Here is a 17887-nt window from a genome sequence, read left to right as displayed (position 1 = left end):
CACGAGCGATATCCAACCACCGACCATGGCGGCGGCCCCGGCTTCATCAGGGCCGGGACCGCGCATTGGCGAAACGACAGAGGAAGCTGCTTCATGGGCGATGCGTTTGCAGGACTGGGCGAGCGCTCGGTGGCCGAGCACACCGAGGGGATACAGCGGCAGATCCGCGCCGATCCCCAGAACGCCAGCCTGCGCCTCGCGCTGTGCCACTTCCTCGCGCTGCGCGGCGAGTGGCAGCGCGCCGAGGACCAGCTCAAGGCGGCCGTCAAGTTCGACCCCTCGTTCACGCCCGCGAGCGCCACCTGCTCGATGGCGCTGGCCGGCGAGCGCCAGCGCAGCGCCTTCTGGGCCGGCGACGCGGCGCGCGCGCCCGCGGTGCTCGGCGAGGGCGCGGACTGGGTCGATGCGCTGATCGCGGCCGCCGCGCTGCCGGCCGACCGGGCCGACGAGGCCACGCGGCTGCGCGAGTCGGCGCGCGATGCCACGCCCGCGCTGCGCGGCCTGCTGCAGGCCGTGGACCGTTCGGGCGATGCGACGGGCGAGCTCGTCGATGGCGAGGCGCTCGAGCGCATCGACATCGACTGGCTCTGCGACGGCGACGCGCGCCTCGGTGCCGCGCTCGAGGTCATCACGCCCGCGGGCTATGGCTGGCTGCCGCTGTCCTCGGTGCGCCGCCTCAAGTTCCAGCGGCCGCAGCACCTGGTCGACCTGCTGTGGTCGCCGGTGCAGGTCGAGCTGGCCGATGGCCGCGCCCTGGCCGTGCTGGTGCCGGTGCGCTACGCGGGCGAGCTCGCCACGCTCGAGGACGGCCTCGCGCTCGCGCGCCGCACCGACTGGCTGCCGCTGCCCGGCGAGGCCGCGTTCGCGGGCGCGGGCCAGCGCACCTTGATCAGCGACGCGGGCGACCACGCGCTGCTCGAGCTGCGCACCATCGAGTTCGCGGCCGGGGAGGCCGCCTGATGGCCACGGCCGGCGCCTCCGCCTGGTCGGGCCTCGATGCCGAGGGCGAGCAGGAGAGCGTCGCGCGCGACCGGCTGCAGCCGGTGCTGCTCGACCGCCTCACCGACAAGCAGCCGAGCAACCGCCAGGAGCGCGCGGGCGCCTTCCTGATGAGCGGCAAGCTGCTGCGCGACTCGGTGCTGCGCGACCTGCAGTGGCTCCTGAACACCACCAACTTCGGCACCGCGCATTCGATCCAGAACATGCCGCGCGCGCGCCGCTCGGTCGTCAACTACGGCGTGCGCGGCTGGGCCGGCGGACGCATGTCGGAGGTCGACTTCGCCGACGTCGAGGCCGCGATCCGCACCGCCATCATCGACTTCGAGCCGCGCATCATGAAGGACAGCATCGACGTGCGCTGCGTGACCGACGCCACCGAGCTCGAGCACCACAACCTGCTGGCGCTCGAGATCCGCGGCACCCTGTGGTCGGTGCCTTATCCGATCGAATTCATCCTGCGCTCCGAATTGGACCTGGAAAGCGGCCACATGATGCTGCGCCCCACCGGAGGCCTCTGATGGACGCGCGGCTGCTCGACTACTACAACCGCGAACTCACCTACATGCACGAGCTCGGTGCCGAGTTCGCGCAGCGCTATCCGAAGATCGCGGGCCGCCTGGGCATGCGCGGCATCGAGGTCAGCGACCCTTATGTCGAGCGGCTGCTCGAGGGCTTCAGCTTCCTCACGGCGCGCATCCAGCTCAAGATGGACGCCGAGTTCCCGCGCTTCTCGCAGCGGCTGCTCGAGGTGGTCTATCCGAACTTCCTCGCGCCGCTGCCCGCCATGGGCGTGGTGCAGATCGACGGCAACCTCAACGAGGGTTCGCTGAAGGCCGGCTACGAGCTGCCGCGCCACACGATCCTGCGCGGGCGCATGATCAAGGGCGAGCAGACGGCCTGCGAGTTCCGCACCGGCCACGCGGTCACGCTGTGGCCGATCCGCATCGCCGAGGCCAGCCTGGGGCCGGTGCCGGCCGAGATCCTGCATGCGCTGCCGATCGTCGCGCGGCAGGCCAGGAGCGCGATCACGATCAAGCTCGAGGCCGTGGGCGGCGCGCGCTTCGCCGAGATGCCGCTGGAGCGGCTCGAGTTCTTCCTCTCGGGCGCCGAGCTGCATGCGCTGCGCGTGCTCGAGCTCGCGGTGCACCACTCGATCGGCACCGTCTGCCGCAGCGGCCCCGGCACCGCGGGGCAGGGCGCGCGCATCGTGCCGCTGGGCGAGGAGGCGATCCGCCACGAGGGCTTCGAGCCCGACCAGTCGCTCTTGCCCTACGACGCGCGCTCGTTCCAGGGCTACCGGCTGCTGCACGAGTACTTCGCCTTCCCCGACCGCTACCTGTTCTTCAGCGTCAACAAGCTGCGGGCCGCGGCCGCGGCGATGAGCGGCAACACGATGGAGATCGTGATCCTGCTCGACCGCGCCGACGGCGACCTCGAGCGGCTGGTCGACGCGCGCCAGTTCTCGCTGTTCTGCACGCCGATCGTGAACCTGGTGCCGCGCCGCAGCGACCGCATCCCGGTGGGGCCGGGCCAGCATGAGCACCATGCGGTGATCGACCGCACGCGGCCGCGCGACTTCGAGATCTTCACCGTCGAGCGCGTGGTCGGCCACATGAGCAACGGCTCCGAGGAGCGCGAGTTCCGGCCCTTCCTCGGCTCCTTCGCCTCCGACGACGGCGACTTCGGCGCCTACTTCTCGGTGCGGCGCGAACCGCGGCTGGTGTCGGACCGCGCGCGCGCGCAGGGCACGCGCACCAGCTACACCGGCAGCGAGGTCTACGTCTCGCTGGTGGACCAGCACGACGCGCCCTTTCCGCACAGCCTGCGCCACATCACGCTCGATGCGCTGTGCACCAACCGCGACCTGCCGCTCTTGCTGCCCACGGGCCTGGAGTCGGACTTCACGCTGCGCGTGTCGGCGCCGGTGCGCGCGATCCGCATCCTGCGCGGTCCCTCGCGGCCCTATCCGGCGCTGGCCGAGGGCGCGCTGACCTGGCGCCTCATCAGCCACCTGGGCCTCAACTACCTGAGCCTCACCGACGTCGATGCCGAGCAGGGCGCGGCCGCGCTGCGCGAGATGCTCGACCTCTACGGCAACCTCGCCGATCCCTCGGTGCGCCGCCAGATCCAGGGCGTGCGCTCGATGAAGCTGGCGCCGGTGTTCCGCCGCCTGCCCGAGCCGGGCCCGATCGTCTTCGGCCGCGGCGTGGAGATCGCGCTGAAGCTCGACGAGACCGCGTTCTCGGGCGCGAGCCCGTACCTGTTCGGCGCCGTGCTCGAGCAGTTCTTCAGCCGCCACGTGTCGCTCAACGCCTTCACCGAGTTCGCGCTGTCCAGCCTGCAGCGCGGCGAGATCGCGCGCTGGCTGCCGCGCATCGGACGCCGGCCCGCCGTATGAACAGCACCACCGAGCTCCGCGAGGACACGGGCGCCGCGCAGCAGGCGCCGGCGGGCGACGCGGCGGACCGGGCGGTGGAGCACGAGACACGGGCCGAGGCGGCGCCGCCCGTGCGCGGCCTGCCGCAGGTCGACCCGGCGCTGTGGGCCGGCCTGCTCGAGCAGCCCTTCGAGCACGACCTCTTCATGCTGCTGCGCCGGCTCGACGCGCACGGCGACCATCCGCTGCTGGGCCGCGCGCCGCGCCCGCTCGACGAGCCGCTGCGCCTCGGCCAGGAGCCCTCGATGGCCTTCGCGCCCTCGAACGTCTCGGGCGTGGACGACAGCCACGACGGCCCGCCGCAGATCTCGATCTACGGCTTCGGCCTGTTCGGCCCCAACGGCCCGCTGCCGCTGCACCTGACCGAGTACGCGCGCGAGCGCAAGCGGCACCACAACGACCACACGCTCAGCGCCTTCGCCGACCTGTTCCACCACCGGCTGATCCTGCTGTTCTACCGCGCCTGGGCCGATGCCCAGTCGGTCAACAGCCTCGACCGGCCCGACGGCCACCGCTTCGTCGAGTACGTCGCGAGCCTCATGAACATGGGGCAGCCCGGCCTCAAGGAACGCGACCGCATCGCCGACCATGCGCGCACCCACATGGCGGGCCACCTGGTGCGCCAGACGCGCAACCCCGAGGGCCTGATCCAGATCCTGCGCCTGTACTTCGACCTGCCGGTGCGCGTCGAGGAGTTCGTGAGCGACTGGGTGACCATCGACGAGCCGCAGGTCAGCCGCATCGGCCTGTTCGGGCGCAACCACCGGCTCGGCGCCGGTGCCACCATCGGCCTCGCCGTGCGCGACGCGCAGAGCAAGTTCCGCCTCGAGCTCGGGCCGCTGACGCTCGAGCAGTACCGCGCCTTCCTGCCCGGCAGCCAGCGGCTGCAGCAGGTGGTCGACTGGGTGCGCCAGTACGTCGGCATCGAATTCGCGTGGGAGCTGCGGCTCGTGCTGCGCAAGGAAGAGGCCGGAGGCATGCAGCTCAACGGCGGCCAGCGCCTGGGCTGGGGCAGCTGGCTCGGCACCCGCCTGTCCGACACCGACGCCGGCGACCTGGTGTTCGCGCCCGAGGCCCTGCATTCGCGTTCCGCAGCCACCGCTTCCCACACTTCCGCATCCTTCACCCAGGCCTCATGACCGACATCCGCCGCGTCTCGCTGTTCTCCAAGCTCAACCCGATGCTCTACAAGGCATTGGAGACCGCCACCGCCTTCGCCAAGCTGCGCGGCAATGCCTACGTCGAACTCGTGCACTGGCTGCACCAGATCCTGCAGCTGCAGGACAGCGACCTGCTGCGCATCGTCAAGCGCGCCGGCCTCAACCTCGACGCGGTCGAGCAGGACCTGGTGCGCGCGCTCGACCGGCTGCCGCACGGCGCGACCTCGATCAGCGACATCTCCGAGCACGTCGACAGCGCGGTCGAGCGCGCCTGGGTCTATGCCAGCCTGCGTTTCGAGGCCACCTCGATCCGCGGCGCCTACCTGCTCGCGGGCATCGTCAAGACGCCGGGGCTGCGCCAGGTGCTCTCGGGCATCTCGCGCGAGTTCGACAAGCTGGTGCCCGACGTGCTGATCGCGCAACTGCCGGCCTGGACCGAAGGCTCGCCCGAGGACGACTACGACATCGCGCCCGAACCGGCGGCCGGCGCCGCGGCCGCCCAGGCCGGCGCCGCGCCGCAGGCCGCGGGCGGCTCGGCGCTGGCCAAGTACGCGAGCGATCTCACGGCCAAGGCGCGCGCGGGCGAGCTCGATCCGGTCTACGGCCGCGACGACGAGATCCGCCAGATCGTCGACATCCTGATGCGGCGGCGCCAGAACAATCCGCTGCTCACGGGCGAGGCCGGCGTCGGCAAGACCGCGGTGGTCGAGGGGCTGGCGCAGCGCCTGGCCGCGGGCGACGTGCCGCCCTCGCTGCGCGAGGTCTCGCTGTGGGTGCTCGATCCCACGCTGCTGCAGGCCGGCGCGGGCGTGAAGGGCGAGTTCGAGCAGCGGCTGCGGCAGGTGATCGACGAGGTCGAGAAGAGCCCCAAGCCCATCGTGCTGTTCGTCGACGAGGTCCACACGCTGGTGGGCGCGGGCGGCACCGCCGGCACCGGCGACGCCGCCAACCTGCTGAAGCCCGCGCTCGCGCGCGGCCGGCTGCGCACCATCGGCGCCACCACCTGGTCGGAGTACAAGAAGTACATCGAGAAGGACCCGGCGCTCACGCGGCGCTTCCAGACCATCCAGGTGCAGGAGCCAACCGAGGACAAGGCCGTGATCATGCTGCGCGGCATCTCGGCCGAGCTCGAGAAGCACCACGGCGTGCTGATCCTCGATGCCGCGCTCGAGGCCGCCGTGAGCCTGTCGCACCGCTACATCCCCGCGCGCCAGCTGCCCGACAAGGCCGTGAGCCTGCTCGACACCGCCTGCGCGCGCGTGGCGCTGAGCCAGCATGCGCTGCCGGCCGCGCTCGAGGACCTGCAGCGGCGCATCGAGGTGCTGGGCATCGAGTCGGGCATCGCGCAGCGCGAGGCCGCGATCGGCGTGGGCGAAGCGCAGCGCGTGCAGGACATCGCGGCGCAGATCGATGCCGCCCAGGCCGAACTCGCGACGCTCGAGCAAAGGCGCAGCGAGGAGAGCGAACTGGTCGAGCGCATCGTGGCGCTGCGCCGGCGGCTCTCGCCGGCGGCGGTGCCGGTGCAGGCCGAAGAGGTCGCCGAGGATGGCGAGGAAGAAGACAACACGGAGGCCGCACCGGCGCCCCCCGAGGCCGAACCCGAGGCCTCGCCCGAGCAGATGCGCGCCGAGCTCGACGCGGCGCAGCGCAAGCTGTCGCAACTGCAGGGCGAATCGCCGCTGATCCTGGCCGCGGTCGACGAGCAGGCCGTGGCCACGGTGGTGGCCGACTGGACCGGCATCCCGATCGGGCGCATGGTGCGCGACGATGCGCAGTCGGTGCTGCGGCTCGGCGAGATCCTGTCGCAGCGCGTGGTCGCGCAGACCGATGCGCTCGACACCATCGCGCGGCGCATCCGCACCGCGCGCGCGCGGCTGGACAACCCCAACAAGCCGGTCGGCGTGTTCCTGCTGTGTGGCCCCTCGGGCGTGGGCAAGACCGAGACCGCGCTCGCGCTGTCGGAGGCGCTGTACGGCGGCGAGCAGAACCTCGTCACCATCAACATGAGCGAGTTCCAGGAGTCGCACACCGTCTCCACGCTCAAGGGCGCGCCGCCCGGCTACGTGGGCTACGGCGAGGGCGGCGTACTGACCGAGGCGGTGCGCCGCCGGCCCTACAGCGTGGTGCTGCTCGACGAGATCGAGAAGGCCCACCCCGACGTGCACGAGATCTTCTTCCAGGTCTTCGACAAGGGCTGGATGGAGGACGGCGAGGGCCGCCACATCGACTTCCGCAACACCGTGATCATCATGACCTCGAACGTCGGCACCGACCTGGTCATGCAGCTGTGCGAGGACCCGGTGCTGCGGCCCGACCCCGAGCCGCTGGCGCAGGCACTGCGCGAGCCGCTGCTCAAGGTGTTCGCGCCCGCGCTGCTGGGGCGGCTGGTGGTGGTGCCCTACTACCCGCTGCATGCCGACGCGCTGCACCGCATCATCCGGCTGCAGCTCGACCGCGTGGCCGCGCGCCTGCAGGCCAACCACGGCATTACCTTGGGTTACACCGACAGCGCCGTGGAGCTTGTGGCGCGCCGGTGTACGGCCATAGAGTCGGGTGGACGGATGATCGATGCGATCCTCACGCACACCATCCTGCCGCGATTGAGCGAGGAAGTCATCGGCGCCACGGTCAGCGGGCGCAAGCTCGCGGGCGTCGAGCTCTCGGCGCAGGGCGACGACTTCCACTACGCGTTTACCGAAACCAGCTAAGCGAAGGGAGTCGCCATGGCCCGCGTTGTCACCGCCCACACACCGCTCGGTGAAGACCAGTTGCTGTTCCGCTCGATGCACGGTAGCGAGGGCCTGTCGCAGCTGTTCGAGTTCGAGGTCGACCTGCTGAGCCCGAACACCTCGGTCGACATGAAGGCCATGCTCGGCAAGCCGCTCACGCTCGAGATCAGGACGCTCACCGGCACACCGCGCTACCTCAACGGCCAGATCACGCGCTTCACGCTGGTCGGGCGCGACGCATCCTCGTCGCGCTACATGGTGTATCGCGCCTCGGTGCGCCCGTGGCTGTGGTATCTCACGCGCACCAGCGACTGCAAGATCTTCCAGAACAAGTCGGTGGTCGAGATCCTCGAGGAGGTGCTCGGCGAGTACGGCTTCGCGCTCGAGAAGAAGCTCACGGCCTCGTACCGGCAGTGGGACTACTGCGTGCAGTACCAGGAGACCGACTTCGCGTTCGTGAGCCGGCTCATGGAGCACGAGGGCATCTACTACTTCTTCAAGCACGAGAAGAACCAGCACACGCTGGTGCTGGCCGACGACATGAGCGCGCACGAGACGCTGCCCGAGTACCCGAGGATCAGCTATGTCTCGACCGACCGCGTGGGCGACCTGGGCCGCGAGGCCATCGACCAGTGGGAGGTGACCGAGGAGATCCGGCCCGGCACCTACGTGGTCGACGACTTCGACTTCAAGAAGCCCAAGGCCGACCTGCTCAACACGCGCAGCCAGCCGCGCGGCAACGACCACGGCCAGTACGAGATGTACGAATGGCTCGGCGGCTACAGCGATGCCGGCCAGGGCGAGCACTACGCGCGCATCCGGCTCGAGGAGGCGCAGGCCCAGGCCGAGCTCGACATCGGCCACGCCACCGTGCGCGGCATGGCGCCCGGCTACCGCTTCACGATGCAGAACGCACCGCGCGACGAGGACAACCGCGAGTACCTGATCGTCTCGGTGATCTACAGCCTGCGCGAGGGCGGTTATGCCTCGGGCAGCAACGAGGGCGACTACGGCTTCCAGTTCGGCGTGCAGCCGACCTCGTTCCCCTACCGCGCGCCGCGCGTGACGCGCATCCCGACCACCAACGGGCCGCAGACCGCCACCGTGGTGGGGCCGGCCGGCGAGGACATCTGGATCGACAAGTACGGCCGCGTGAAGGTGCAGTTCCGCTGGGACCGCTACGGCCAGCGCAACGAGGACAGCTCGTGCTGGGTGCGCGTGTCGAGCGCCTGGGCCGGCTCGAACTTCGGCGCGGTCAACCATCCGCGCATCGGCCAGGAGGTGGTGGTCGACTTCATCGCCGGCTGCCCCGATCGGCCACTGATCATCGGCCGCGTCTACAACGCCGACCAGATGCCGCCGCTGGAGCTGCCGGCCAAGGCCACGGTCAGCGGCTTCATCAGCCGCACCATCAAGGGCGACGGCGAGCTGGCCAACCACTTCGTGATCGACGACGACCCGAGCAACGAGTCGATCAAGATCCATGCGCAGAAGGACTTCGTCATCGAGGTCGAGAACGACGAGACGCACACGGTGGAGGGCAACCGCACCACCCACGTCCACAAGAACGACGAGCTGACGGTGGACCAGGCGCGCACCACCACGGTCAACGAAGGCCTCGACCACGCGATCTACAACTCGGGCTCCAAGCTCGAGGTGACGAAGAAGACCGAGCACTTCTTCAACAACAGCATCGAGATCACGACCAAGGAAGGCGCCAAGGAGACGGTCGAGACCGGGCGCTCCGAGGTGCACGTGATGGCCGGCCTGCGGCAGGAGACCTTCGACCAGGCGCTGCACGTGGACGTGAAGGAGGGCATGACCGAGCACGTCAAGACCGGCGACTCCAGGCTGGAGACCTGGAGCGGCAAGCGCTTCGAGAGCTACAAGACCGGGTGGGAGCGCGACGTCCTGAGCGGCGGCGGCAAGGACACGATCAAGGACGGCCTCACGGAGACGATCGCGACCGGCGACCACACGTCCACCGTCTCGGCCGGCGACTACAAGGGCTGGGCCAAGAACGTGTCGATCGAGGCCGAGACGGACTTCAACGTCAAGGCCAAGAAGATCCTGCTGCACTCGACCGAGAAGCACACCAACAAGTACGACGGCAGCATCGAGACCGTGGCCGGCGGCAGCGCCACCACCAAGGCCACGAGCTACATCCGCTCGCAGGCGCCGCTGCTGTTCTCGATCGCCTTCGTGAACTCCTTCACCTACGCCTCGCTGTCGGAGACCTTCAACCTGGCGGCCACCAACATCGGCGGCGCGAGCTTCGACATCAAGGCCTACCGCTGGTCGAACCGCGCGCTGAACCAGAAGACCGAAACCAAGATCTCGATCGGCCCGATCTACGTGGACATCAAGATCCTGGTGCTGATCATGTGATGGCAGCGACCGCCGTGCCTCGCCGCCGTTCGATCCGGATCCTGGGCGCCGTGCTGGTGGCCGCGGGCGTGCTGCCGATGCTGATGCCGCTGGAGACCTTCTCGATGTGGCTGGCGCTGCCGTGCATCGCCGCGATCTTCGCGGGCTCGGCGCTGCTGTGCGGTGCCTGGGAGCTGCTCGAGATCCGCCGGCGCGAGGCGCGCAGCCGCGGCTTCGACGCGCAGGCGCAAGGCGTGATCGTCGGCAGCGAGATCGGCGATGCCTACAGCGACACCAGCCCGCTGATGAACCTCACCGTGCGCTTCGCCGACCGCGGCGGCATCGAGCGCCAGGTCGGCGTGCAGCAGGTGGTGATGCTCAACGAGCTGCCGCTCTACGCGGTGGGACGCCCGGTGCTCGTGCGCTTCGCCTCCGCCTCGCCCGCCACCGACCTGGTGATCTCGCCGCTCGCCGGGCCGGCCGGCTTTTCCTTCTGATCCCGCGCCGGCATCGCGCGCTGCCTTCCCTTCCGAAGCCGACCCTTGAAGATCGTCAAGCCCTTTCGCCTCAGCCTGCTCACCCGCCCCTACCGCTGGCGCTCGGCCAATCACCTGGGCATCGCCGTGCTGGCCTGCGCCAGCCTGGAGGCCGAGCCGCGGCTGCAGCCCGAACAGGAGCTCTGGCAGATGGCGGGCGAGGTGCTCGACCCCGGCAGCGTGCTCGACATGAGCATGCCCAAGGGCGAGGCCGAGGTGCTGGCCAGCGGCTTCGCCTACACCGCGCACCAGGAGGACAAGACGCGTTGCGCGGCGCGGCTGCGCGTGGGCACGGTCGATCGCTCGCTGGCCGTGTTCGGAGACCGCTTCTGGCTCGGCGGGCGCATCACCGAGCCGGCCGCTTTCGACCGGATGCCGCTCGACTGGCGCCATGCCTTCGGCGGCCCCGACGTGCCCGAGAACCCGCTGGGCCTGGGCACGGTCGACGAACTCGTCAACGGCGTGCAGACCTGCCGGCTGCCCAACGTCGAGGTGGTGGGGCAACAGATCCAGCGCCGCGGGCAGCGGCCGCGGCCGGCCTCGTTCTCGGGCTTGCTGCCCGATGCGCCGCAGCGCATGGCGCTGATCGGCACGCGCTACGACGACGCCTGGCTGCAGAACGGCTTCCCCGGTTTCGCCGACGACCTCGACTGGCGCTTCTTCAATGCCGCCGGTCCCGAGCAGCGCTTCGGCCAGCCGGCGCTGCCCGCGAGCGCGCCCTACGAGATCTGGAACATGCACCCGCACATCCCGGTGCTGCGCGGCCACCTGCCGCCGTGGCAGGCCGTGTGCCACCTCAACTTCGACAAGGAGGTCGGCGAGCTGCGCCGGGTCGAACTCGGACTCAGCACCGCCTGGTTCTTTCCTGACCGCGAGCGCGTGGTGCTGGTGTGGCACGGCTCGACGCCGATCCGCGAGGACGACGCGGCCGACGTGAAGCACATCATGCCGTCGCTCGAGCTGCCCGACGCGCCGCGCCCGCACGCGCACTACGCCGACGTGCTGCGCAAGCGCATCGATCCGGAGAAGAGCGCCTCCCACGTGCTGCGCGACAGCGACCTGGTGCCGCGCGCGCTGCTCGCGGAATGGACCGCGATGCGCATGCCCGACACCCTGGCCGAGCCCCTGCCGCGCAACCTGCAGGCCGGCATGCGCCGGCACTACGAGCAGCAGCGCGCCGAACTGCTCGCGCAGGGGCTGGATCCCGCCGACTACCTCGCGCCGCCGCCCGTGCCCGAGGTGCTGCCGGGCTTCGACGACCTGCCCGAGTACCTGGAGCGCGCCGAGGCGCAGGCGCAGCAGGCGCGCGAGCGGCTCGAGGGCGAGGTGGCGCGCGTCGAGGCCGAGCGCGCGGCGGCGCCCGCGGCACCGCTTCCGTCGGCCTTCGAGGAGGAGCAGGACGGCCAGGCCGACGAGGAGGCCGACCCGCCGGTGGAGACCGACCCGCTGAAGCTCCAGGGCCGCCTGTATTCGGCGCACCTGGCACCGGAGGCCTCGCGCGTGACCAGCTTCCGCGCCGCCAAGCTGCGGCGCCGGCTGGCCGCGGCCGCTCCCGAGGCGCGCCACTTCTCGAAGATGAACCTCAGCGGCGCCGACCTCTCGGGCATGGACCTGCGCGGCGCCGACTTCAGCCACGCGGTGCTGGCCGACGCGAACCTGCAGGGCGCGAACCTCGAGGGCTGCGATTTCTCCGAAGCCGTGCTCGCGCGCGCGCTGCTCACCGACACGCTGCTGGCGGGCAGCCGGCTCGACAAGGCCAACCTCGGCGGCGCGCACCTGCAAGGCTGCGACCTCTCGTCGGCGAGCCTGCGCGAGACCCTGTGCCACGGCACGCGCTTCACGGGCTGCAACCTGCGCGGCGCGCTGCTCGACCAGACCCAGTTGCACGAGACCGAGATGGCCGGGTGCGCCATGCAGTCCTCGCGCTGGACACAGGTCGCGCTGCGCCGCATGACGCTGCGCGACCTGGTGCTGGACCAGGCCGAGCTCAACCAGGTGCTGCTGCTCGAATGCAGCCTGGAACGCGTGTCGCTGAATGCCGCGCGGCTGGTGCGCTGCGGCTTCGTCACGGTCCGGCTGGTGGCGCAGGTCGACCTGTCGCATGCGCGCTTCGATGCCTGCAGCATCGCGCTGGGCAGTTCGTTCGCGGGCGTGACGGCGGTGGGTACCTTCCTGAAGCAGTGCGGCATGCGCGGCACCTCCTTCGCGGGCGCGGACCTGAGCGCGGCGCGGCTGGAGAACTGCGACCTGTCGGAATGCGACCTGTCGGATGCGCGGCTCGACGGCTTCGTCGCGGGCGAGAGCCTGTTCGTGCGCGCGAACCTCGCGCGCGCCTCGCTGCGCGGTGCCCACCTGATCGACGCCAATCTCTCGAAATCGAACCTGCTGGGCAGCGACCTGCGCGAGGCCAACCTGTTCCGCGCCGACGTGTCGCAGGCCTTCATCGATGCCACCACGCTGCTCGAGGATGCCTACACGCAGCATGCCAAGGTCTGGCCGCGGCGCGATCCGGAGGCCACGCCATGACCCTGGACGCATTGCTCGACGCGGTGCGCCACGGCGTGCAGCTGCAGGGCCTCGACTGCCGCGGCTGGGACCTGCGCGGGCTCGACCTGTCGGGCGCCCTGTGGGACCGCATCGACTTCACGGGCGCCGATTTCCGCGGCGCCGACCTCTCGGGCAGCATCCTCAGCCATTGCACGATGGCGGGCTGCGACTTCGCGGGCGCCAAGGGCGGGCAACTGCAGATGTTCCGTGGGCGCTTCGAGAACGCGAACTTCTCGGGCGCCCTGCTCGAGCAGGCCGCGTTCGTCGAGTCGCACCTGGCGCTCGCGCGCTTCGACGAGGCGGTGCTCGACCGCGTCACCTTCTTCCGCTGCGACCTGGCCGAGGCTTCGCTGCGCACCCGGCGCATGGCGCAGGCCACCGTCACCGAATCGAACCTGGCGCGCTGCGATTTCACCGGCGCCAGCCTGCAGTCCGTGACGATGTTCAAGCTCGACCTGCGCAGCACCGTCTTTGCGCAGTTCGAAGGCGATGGCGTGGTGTTCCTCGAATGCGAGCTCGCGGGCCAGCAGTTCGCGGGGCTCGTGCTGCCGCGCTGCCAGTTCACCGACTCGCGGCTCGACGAGGTCGACTTCCGCCAGGCCACGCTGACGCAGAGCAACTTCAAGGGCGCCTCGCTGCGCGGCGCGCGTTTCGGCGGGGCCGAGGCCTGCATGACCATCTTCGCGGAGGCCGACCTGGCCGGCGCCGACTGCGGCGCGGGGCGCTTCGACCAGTCGCTGTGGGTGGATGCCGCGCTCGAGGGCGTGAACTTCGCGCAGGCCCGGCTGCCGCTCGCCGTCTTCCATCGCGCGCGCTGCAAGGGTGCGAGCTTCGCACAGGCCGGGCTGGAGGACGCCGACTTCTCCTATGCCGACCTCACGGACGCGGACCTCGTCGATGCCCGCTTCCTGCGCACCCGCCTGCACCGCGCCATCCAGCAGGGCACCCGTTTCTCCAGGCGCGGCGGCATCATCGAAAGCGACCCGGACCTGCACCGCGCGCAGTCGTGGTCCGACGCCCGCTGATGCCGCGCCATCGTTTCATCCGAGCTCGAAAAGGGAAAACACCATGAACGTCGTTCCGCTGCGCGTCGCCTCCGACGCCTCGTCCCCGGTTCATTCGATCGGCACGGTCCGCGGCCTGCCGGCCGACGGGCAGTTCGTTGTCGAGGCCGACGACGGCAGCCTGCGCACCTGCCGCCGCGCGGCCAGCTGCCTGCTCAAGCCCCAGACCGGCGACACCGTGCTGGTCTCGGGGCCGGATGCCTACCGCGTGTTCCTGATCGCGGTGCTCGAACAGGCCGATGCCGCCGTCAGCCGCATCGAGGTCGACGGCGCGCTGGTGCTCGGCGGCAACGCGCACCCGGTCGCGATCGAGAGCGAAGGCGAGGTGCGGCTGCGCAGCGGCACGCGGCTCGCCATGAGCGCCGAGCAGTGGTCGATGCAGGCCGACAGGGCCGACTGCCGCACCGACGCGTTGCGCCTCACGGCGAAGGAGGTCGAGGCGACCACCGGCACGGCGAAGCTGTTCGGCAAGGTCTTCGAGACCGTGGCCGACCGCATCGTGCAGATGGCGCGCAACACGCTGCGCATCGTCGACGAGATGGACCAGTCGCGCGTGCGCCACCTGGACTGCAAGGCCAGCGAGACGGCACGCATCCATGGCCGCCACACGACCGTCACGGGGCAGGACCTGGTGAAGGTCGACGCCGCGCAGATCCACATGGGCTGAGGAGGAATCCCGCATGTTCGCCAACTGCCAGCTGTTCGGGATGGACCTCGCGTTCCCCGACGTGTGCCGCACGCCGGTGCCCATTCCATTTCCCAACATGGCGCTGGGGCCGATGGCCATTCCCAACGCCTGGAACATCCTGTTCATGGGCATGCCGGCCCACAACATGGCGACCGTCACGCCGATCACGCTCGGCGACCAGCCCGGCGTGCTCGGCGGCATGATCTCGCAGACCTTCATGCAGCAGTCGCGCCACCTGACGGGCGCCTTCACGGTGCTGCTCAAGGGCACGCCCGCGACGCGCGTCACGAGCGTCACGCTGCAGAACCGCTGCAACATCGTCGGCATGCGGCTGGTGCCGAGCCAGCTCAAGGTGCTGGTGCTGGCGGCCTGAAGCGCCAGCGTCGCGCTCAGCGCGGCGTGGCGGTACCCGCCAGCGTCACCTGCTGCGGAAAGCCCACCCACACCGCGAGCGCCGAGAAGTTGTCGCGCGACTCGTCGGCCTTGGCCTCGGCCGCGCGGCGCAGCAGCGCGAGCCATTCCTCGGCGCTGTCGGCCAGCTGCAGCGAGCGTTCCATGACCTGCTGCGAGATCAGCTGCCACAGCCCGTCGGTGCACAGCAGGAAGGCATCGCCGTCGGCCAGCCGCTGCGTGCCCGAGACGGTGGCCTCGGCGCGTTCGCGCGCGCCGAGCGCGCGGTAGAGCAGGTTGCTCTGGATCAGGGCCTGCGCGCCGTTGGCCGGCGCGGCCTCGCCCTGGGCCATGCCTTCGCGCGAGCGCTGCGACAGGCTGTGGTCCTCGGTGCGTTCCATCAGCACGCCGCGGCGGAACCAGTAGAGCCGGCTGTCGCCCACATGGGCCCAGCGCGCCTGGCCGCTGCTGCGATCGACGAACAGCGAGACGAAGGTCGCGCTCATCTTGCCCTGCTCGGCCTGCGCGCGCTGGCGCGCGAGGATCGCGTCGTTGGCGCGCGTTACGCACTGCTGGATGTCCTCGGCCGCCACCGAGGGGTTGGCGACGAAGGCATTGAGCGCGGTGTCGACCGCGGTGCGCGCGGCCTGCTCGCCGCCCGCGTTGCCGCCCACGCCGTCGCTCACGACGAAGCAGCCGAACCAGTCGTCGAGGTGGTAGCCGATCGCATCCTGGTTGCCGCTGCGCTCGCCCACGCAGGAGAACTGCGACGTGGACAGCGGGACGGCGAACGGGGTCGTGCGGGTCGCTTCAAGCACGGCGTGCCTCCTTCAATCGTTCCATCTCCCGGTCGTAGGCCTGCTGGAAGGCCCGGCCGAACACGGCCTGGAAGTCGTCCTCGACCGCGGCCGTGGTCTCGGCATGCAGCTGCTGCAACTGGCGCCACAGGCGCGCCTCGCGCCCGCCGGGCAACAGTTTCTCGCCGAGGCCGCCGTCGTGTGGCGTGTCCTTCTTGAGCGCCTCGGGGTCGAAGCGCTGCAGCACCATCAGCAGCGCGGCGCGCATGCCGGCGACCATGCCGAGCTGGTGCGACTGCAGGTCGCCGAGCGCGTCGTGCACCGCGGCCTCGGGCGGCAGGAAGCCCGGCATGCGCGCGCCGAACATCTGCATCAGCACCGCGCGGCCGTTGGGCAGGATCTTGAACGGGTTGTTCTCCTCGTCCACGATCATCGTGATCTCGGCGCGCACCTCGCGCTTGAGCATCGCGCGCGAGGACAGCAGCTCGATGGTGCCATCGGTGAAGGCGCGCATCAGCCGGCCGAGCCTGCGCATCATCTCGGCGTCGAGCTGCTGCTGGCCCGCGACGTCGGGCACGCCGGCGCCGTCGAGGAAGGCGCGGAACAGCGCCTCGCACGAAGCGGCGGGCAGCGCGGGCGCGGTGTCGGCGGCGGGGCTCGGCGGTGCCGCGACGGCGACCGGTTCGGCCTCCTTCGGCGCGACGACCTCGAGGGGCATCTCGGCCACGGCCGGCGCGGGCGCCATCGCGGGCGCTGTCACCGGCGCCATGGTCGGGAGCGGCGACGTCGGCGGTGCCTCGGCGGGCGCCTGCATCGGTGCGGGCGCGGCCTCGACGGGCGCGCTCTGCATCGACGCGGTGGGCGGCGCGGCCACCGGCGTCGCGGGCGTTTCCTCGCGCTCGGGCTCGGGCTCGACCATGCGCGCGGGCGGCTGCGCCACGGGCAGCGGCATCGGCGTCGGCGGACGGAACTGGCCCGACACCTCGCGCGCATGGTTCGACTGGCTGAAGCCCGGCACCGTCGGCCGCTTCTCCAGCAGGTCCATCGCGGGATGCACGTCCTCGAGCGCGGGCGCATGCGTCAGCGCGGTGGGCCGCGGATCGGACAGCGGCGAGGGCGCGCCCTGGTCGGCCGCGAACAGCGACAGCGGATCGATGCCGCGCTTGAGCGCGAAGTCGGACACGTCGGTGGTCGCGTCGGGATTCAGCTGCGTCAGCGGATCGGCCGGGTTCCTGCGCGCCTGCGAGGGCAGCTCGAAGGGCTCGTGCGCGAACGGGTCGGGCATGGGCTCGGGCGTGGTGTCGACGCGGCGCGGCGCGTTCGCGAGGATCGCGTCCCAGTCGGCCGCGGTGGGCATCGACGAACGCGCGGCCGGTGCGGGCGCGGGCGCCGCGGGGGGCGGCGGCACCGGCGATGCAAAGGCGGCGGGCGGTGGCGCGAATGCCGGCGGCGGTGCGGGCGCGAAGACCGGCGCGGCCACGGGCGCGGGCGGCCGTTGCACTGGCGGCGGCACCGGTTGCGGTGGCGGCGCGGCATGCGTGTCGCCGATCGGCAGCGCGCCCGCGCCGAACAGGTCGGAGAACACGTCGGACACCGGTGCCTGCGGCAGCAGCGCATCGAGCGGCGCGGCCGCGGGTGGCGGATAGGCCGGCGGCATCGATGTCGGCAGCGATGCCGCCTGCGCACCGAAGTCCGGCGCCGACGCGAGGCGCGATGTCACTGGCGACGAGGCCAGGCGCGAACTCGCGGACTCGACCGCGGGCGGCCACGCGACGGTGGGCTCCACGATGGGCTCGACGGCGGCCGCCACAGGCGCGATCGCCGGTGCCGCGCGGCTCGCGGCGGCATGCGCGGGTGCGGCTTCCAGCACGTAGCTGCCGATGGTCACGCGATCGCCCTCGGCGATCGGCGACTCCTGGTCGTGCCGCAGCGTCTGTCCGTTCACGCTGATCGGCAGCACCGCGCTCATGTTGCGCAGCACCGCGCGGCCCGCGTCGTCGAAGCGCACGGTGGCCTGCAGGCGCGAGATCTGCCGCTGTTCGTCGGGCAGCACGAGGTGGTTGTCGGGGCTGCGGCCGATGGTGCCGCCCGGGGCCGCGAGCAGGGCCGACGGGCCCGCGGCCACCGGCCGGCCCGCATGTTCGATCACCGTCCAACGCATGGCATCTCCCAG

Annotated in this window: 13 protein-coding genes; 11 read left to right on the top strand and 2 right to left on the bottom strand. The window is 71.1% G+C overall.

Annotated features, from left to right (window positions below; genetic code table 11):
• Positions 1–93: 93 nt before the first annotated feature.
• The 11 genes from ACEN9J_RS19670 to ACEN9J_RS19620 are packed head-to-tail and all read left to right on the top strand — an operon-like array spanning position 94 to position 14900.
• On the top strand, positions 94–960 hold the full coding sequence (locus tag ACEN9J_RS19670) for a type VI secretion system accessory protein TagJ (RefSeq protein ID WP_413761837.1): 867 nt from the start codon (positions 94–96) through the stop codon (positions 958–960).
• Positions 960–1517, top strand: coding sequence for a type VI secretion system baseplate subunit TssE (gene tssE, locus ACEN9J_RS19665; RefSeq protein ID WP_057593406.1), 558 nt, complete (start codon positions 960–962; stop codon positions 1515–1517). The genes ACEN9J_RS19670 and tssE overlap by 1 nt, the downstream gene beginning before the upstream one ends.
• The gene (gene tssF / locus ACEN9J_RS19660; protein WP_261211998.1) at positions 1517–3397 is read left to right on the top strand and encodes a type VI secretion system baseplate subunit TssF; all 1881 of its coding nucleotides are present in this window, start codon (positions 1517–1519) and stop codon (positions 3395–3397) included. Before tssE ends, tssF begins: the two co-directional genes overlap by 1 nt.
• A complete protein-coding gene (tssG, locus tag ACEN9J_RS19655; protein ID WP_413761836.1) occupies positions 3394–4575 on the top strand; it encodes a type VI secretion system baseplate subunit TssG in 1182 nt (393 codons plus the stop codon). The genes tssF and tssG overlap by 4 nt, the downstream gene beginning before the upstream one ends.
• Positions 4572–7304: a type VI secretion system ATPase TssH gene (tssH, locus tag ACEN9J_RS19650; RefSeq protein ID WP_413761835.1), complete on the top strand. Its 2733-nt coding sequence runs from the start codon at positions 4572–4574 to the stop codon at positions 7302–7304. Before tssG ends, tssH begins: the two co-directional genes overlap by 4 nt.
• Before the next feature lie 15 nt (positions 7305–7319).
• On the top strand, positions 7320–9713 hold the full coding sequence (locus ACEN9J_RS19645) for a type VI secretion system tip protein TssI/VgrG (RefSeq protein WP_082321719.1): 2394 nt from the start codon (positions 7320–7322) through the stop codon (positions 9711–9713).
• Positions 9713–10189 carry a hypothetical protein gene (locus ACEN9J_RS19640; protein WP_296726300.1) on the top strand — a complete coding sequence of 159 codons (477 nt, stop codon included), beginning with the start codon at positions 9713–9715 and terminating at the stop codon, positions 10187–10189. Before ACEN9J_RS19645 ends, ACEN9J_RS19640 begins: the two co-directional genes overlap by 1 nt.
• A 45-nt stretch (positions 10190–10234) precedes the next feature.
• Positions 10235–12754 carry a DUF2169 domain-containing protein gene (locus ACEN9J_RS19635; protein ID WP_413761834.1) on the top strand — a complete coding sequence of 840 codons (2520 nt, stop codon included), beginning with the start codon at positions 10235–10237 and terminating at the stop codon, positions 12752–12754.
• Positions 12751–13800: a pentapeptide repeat-containing protein gene (locus ACEN9J_RS19630; protein WP_057596863.1), complete on the top strand. Its 1050-nt coding sequence runs from the start codon at positions 12751–12753 to the stop codon at positions 13798–13800. The genes ACEN9J_RS19635 and ACEN9J_RS19630 overlap by 4 nt, the downstream gene beginning before the upstream one ends.
• A gap of 43 nt (positions 13801–13843) precedes the next feature.
• The gene (locus ACEN9J_RS19625) at positions 13844–14506 is read left to right on the top strand and encodes a DUF3540 domain-containing protein (RefSeq protein ID WP_261211992.1); all 663 of its coding nucleotides are present in this window, start codon (positions 13844–13846) and stop codon (positions 14504–14506) included.
• 13 nt (positions 14507–14519) lie between these two features.
• Positions 14520–14900, top strand: a complete 381-nt coding sequence (locus ACEN9J_RS19620; RefSeq protein WP_057596865.1) for a DUF4150 domain-containing protein — start codon at positions 14520–14522, stop codon at positions 14898–14900.
• 16 nt (positions 14901–14916) lie between these two features.
• On the opposite strand, the gene ACEN9J_RS19615 is transcribed toward ACEN9J_RS19620, so the two are convergent.
• The gene (locus tag ACEN9J_RS19615) at positions 14917–15735 is read right to left on the bottom strand and encodes a PP2C family protein-serine/threonine phosphatase (protein ID WP_413761833.1); all 819 of its coding nucleotides are present in this window, start codon (positions 15733–15735) and stop codon (positions 14917–14919) included.
• Entirely contained in the window at positions 15728–17875 is a 2148-nt protein-coding gene (tagH, locus tag ACEN9J_RS19610) for a type VI secretion system-associated FHA domain protein TagH (protein ID WP_413761832.1), read from the bottom strand. Before tagH ends, ACEN9J_RS19615 begins: the two co-directional genes overlap by 8 nt.
• Between the last annotated feature and the right edge of the window lie 12 nt (positions 17876–17887).

Origin of the sequence: Variovorax sp. Varisp41, assembly GCF_047325085.1 — a bacterium.
GTDB lineage: Bacteria > Pseudomonadota > Gammaproteobacteria > Burkholderiales > Burkholderiaceae_C > Variovorax.
This window is presented reverse-complemented; position numbering and strand designations above follow the sequence as displayed.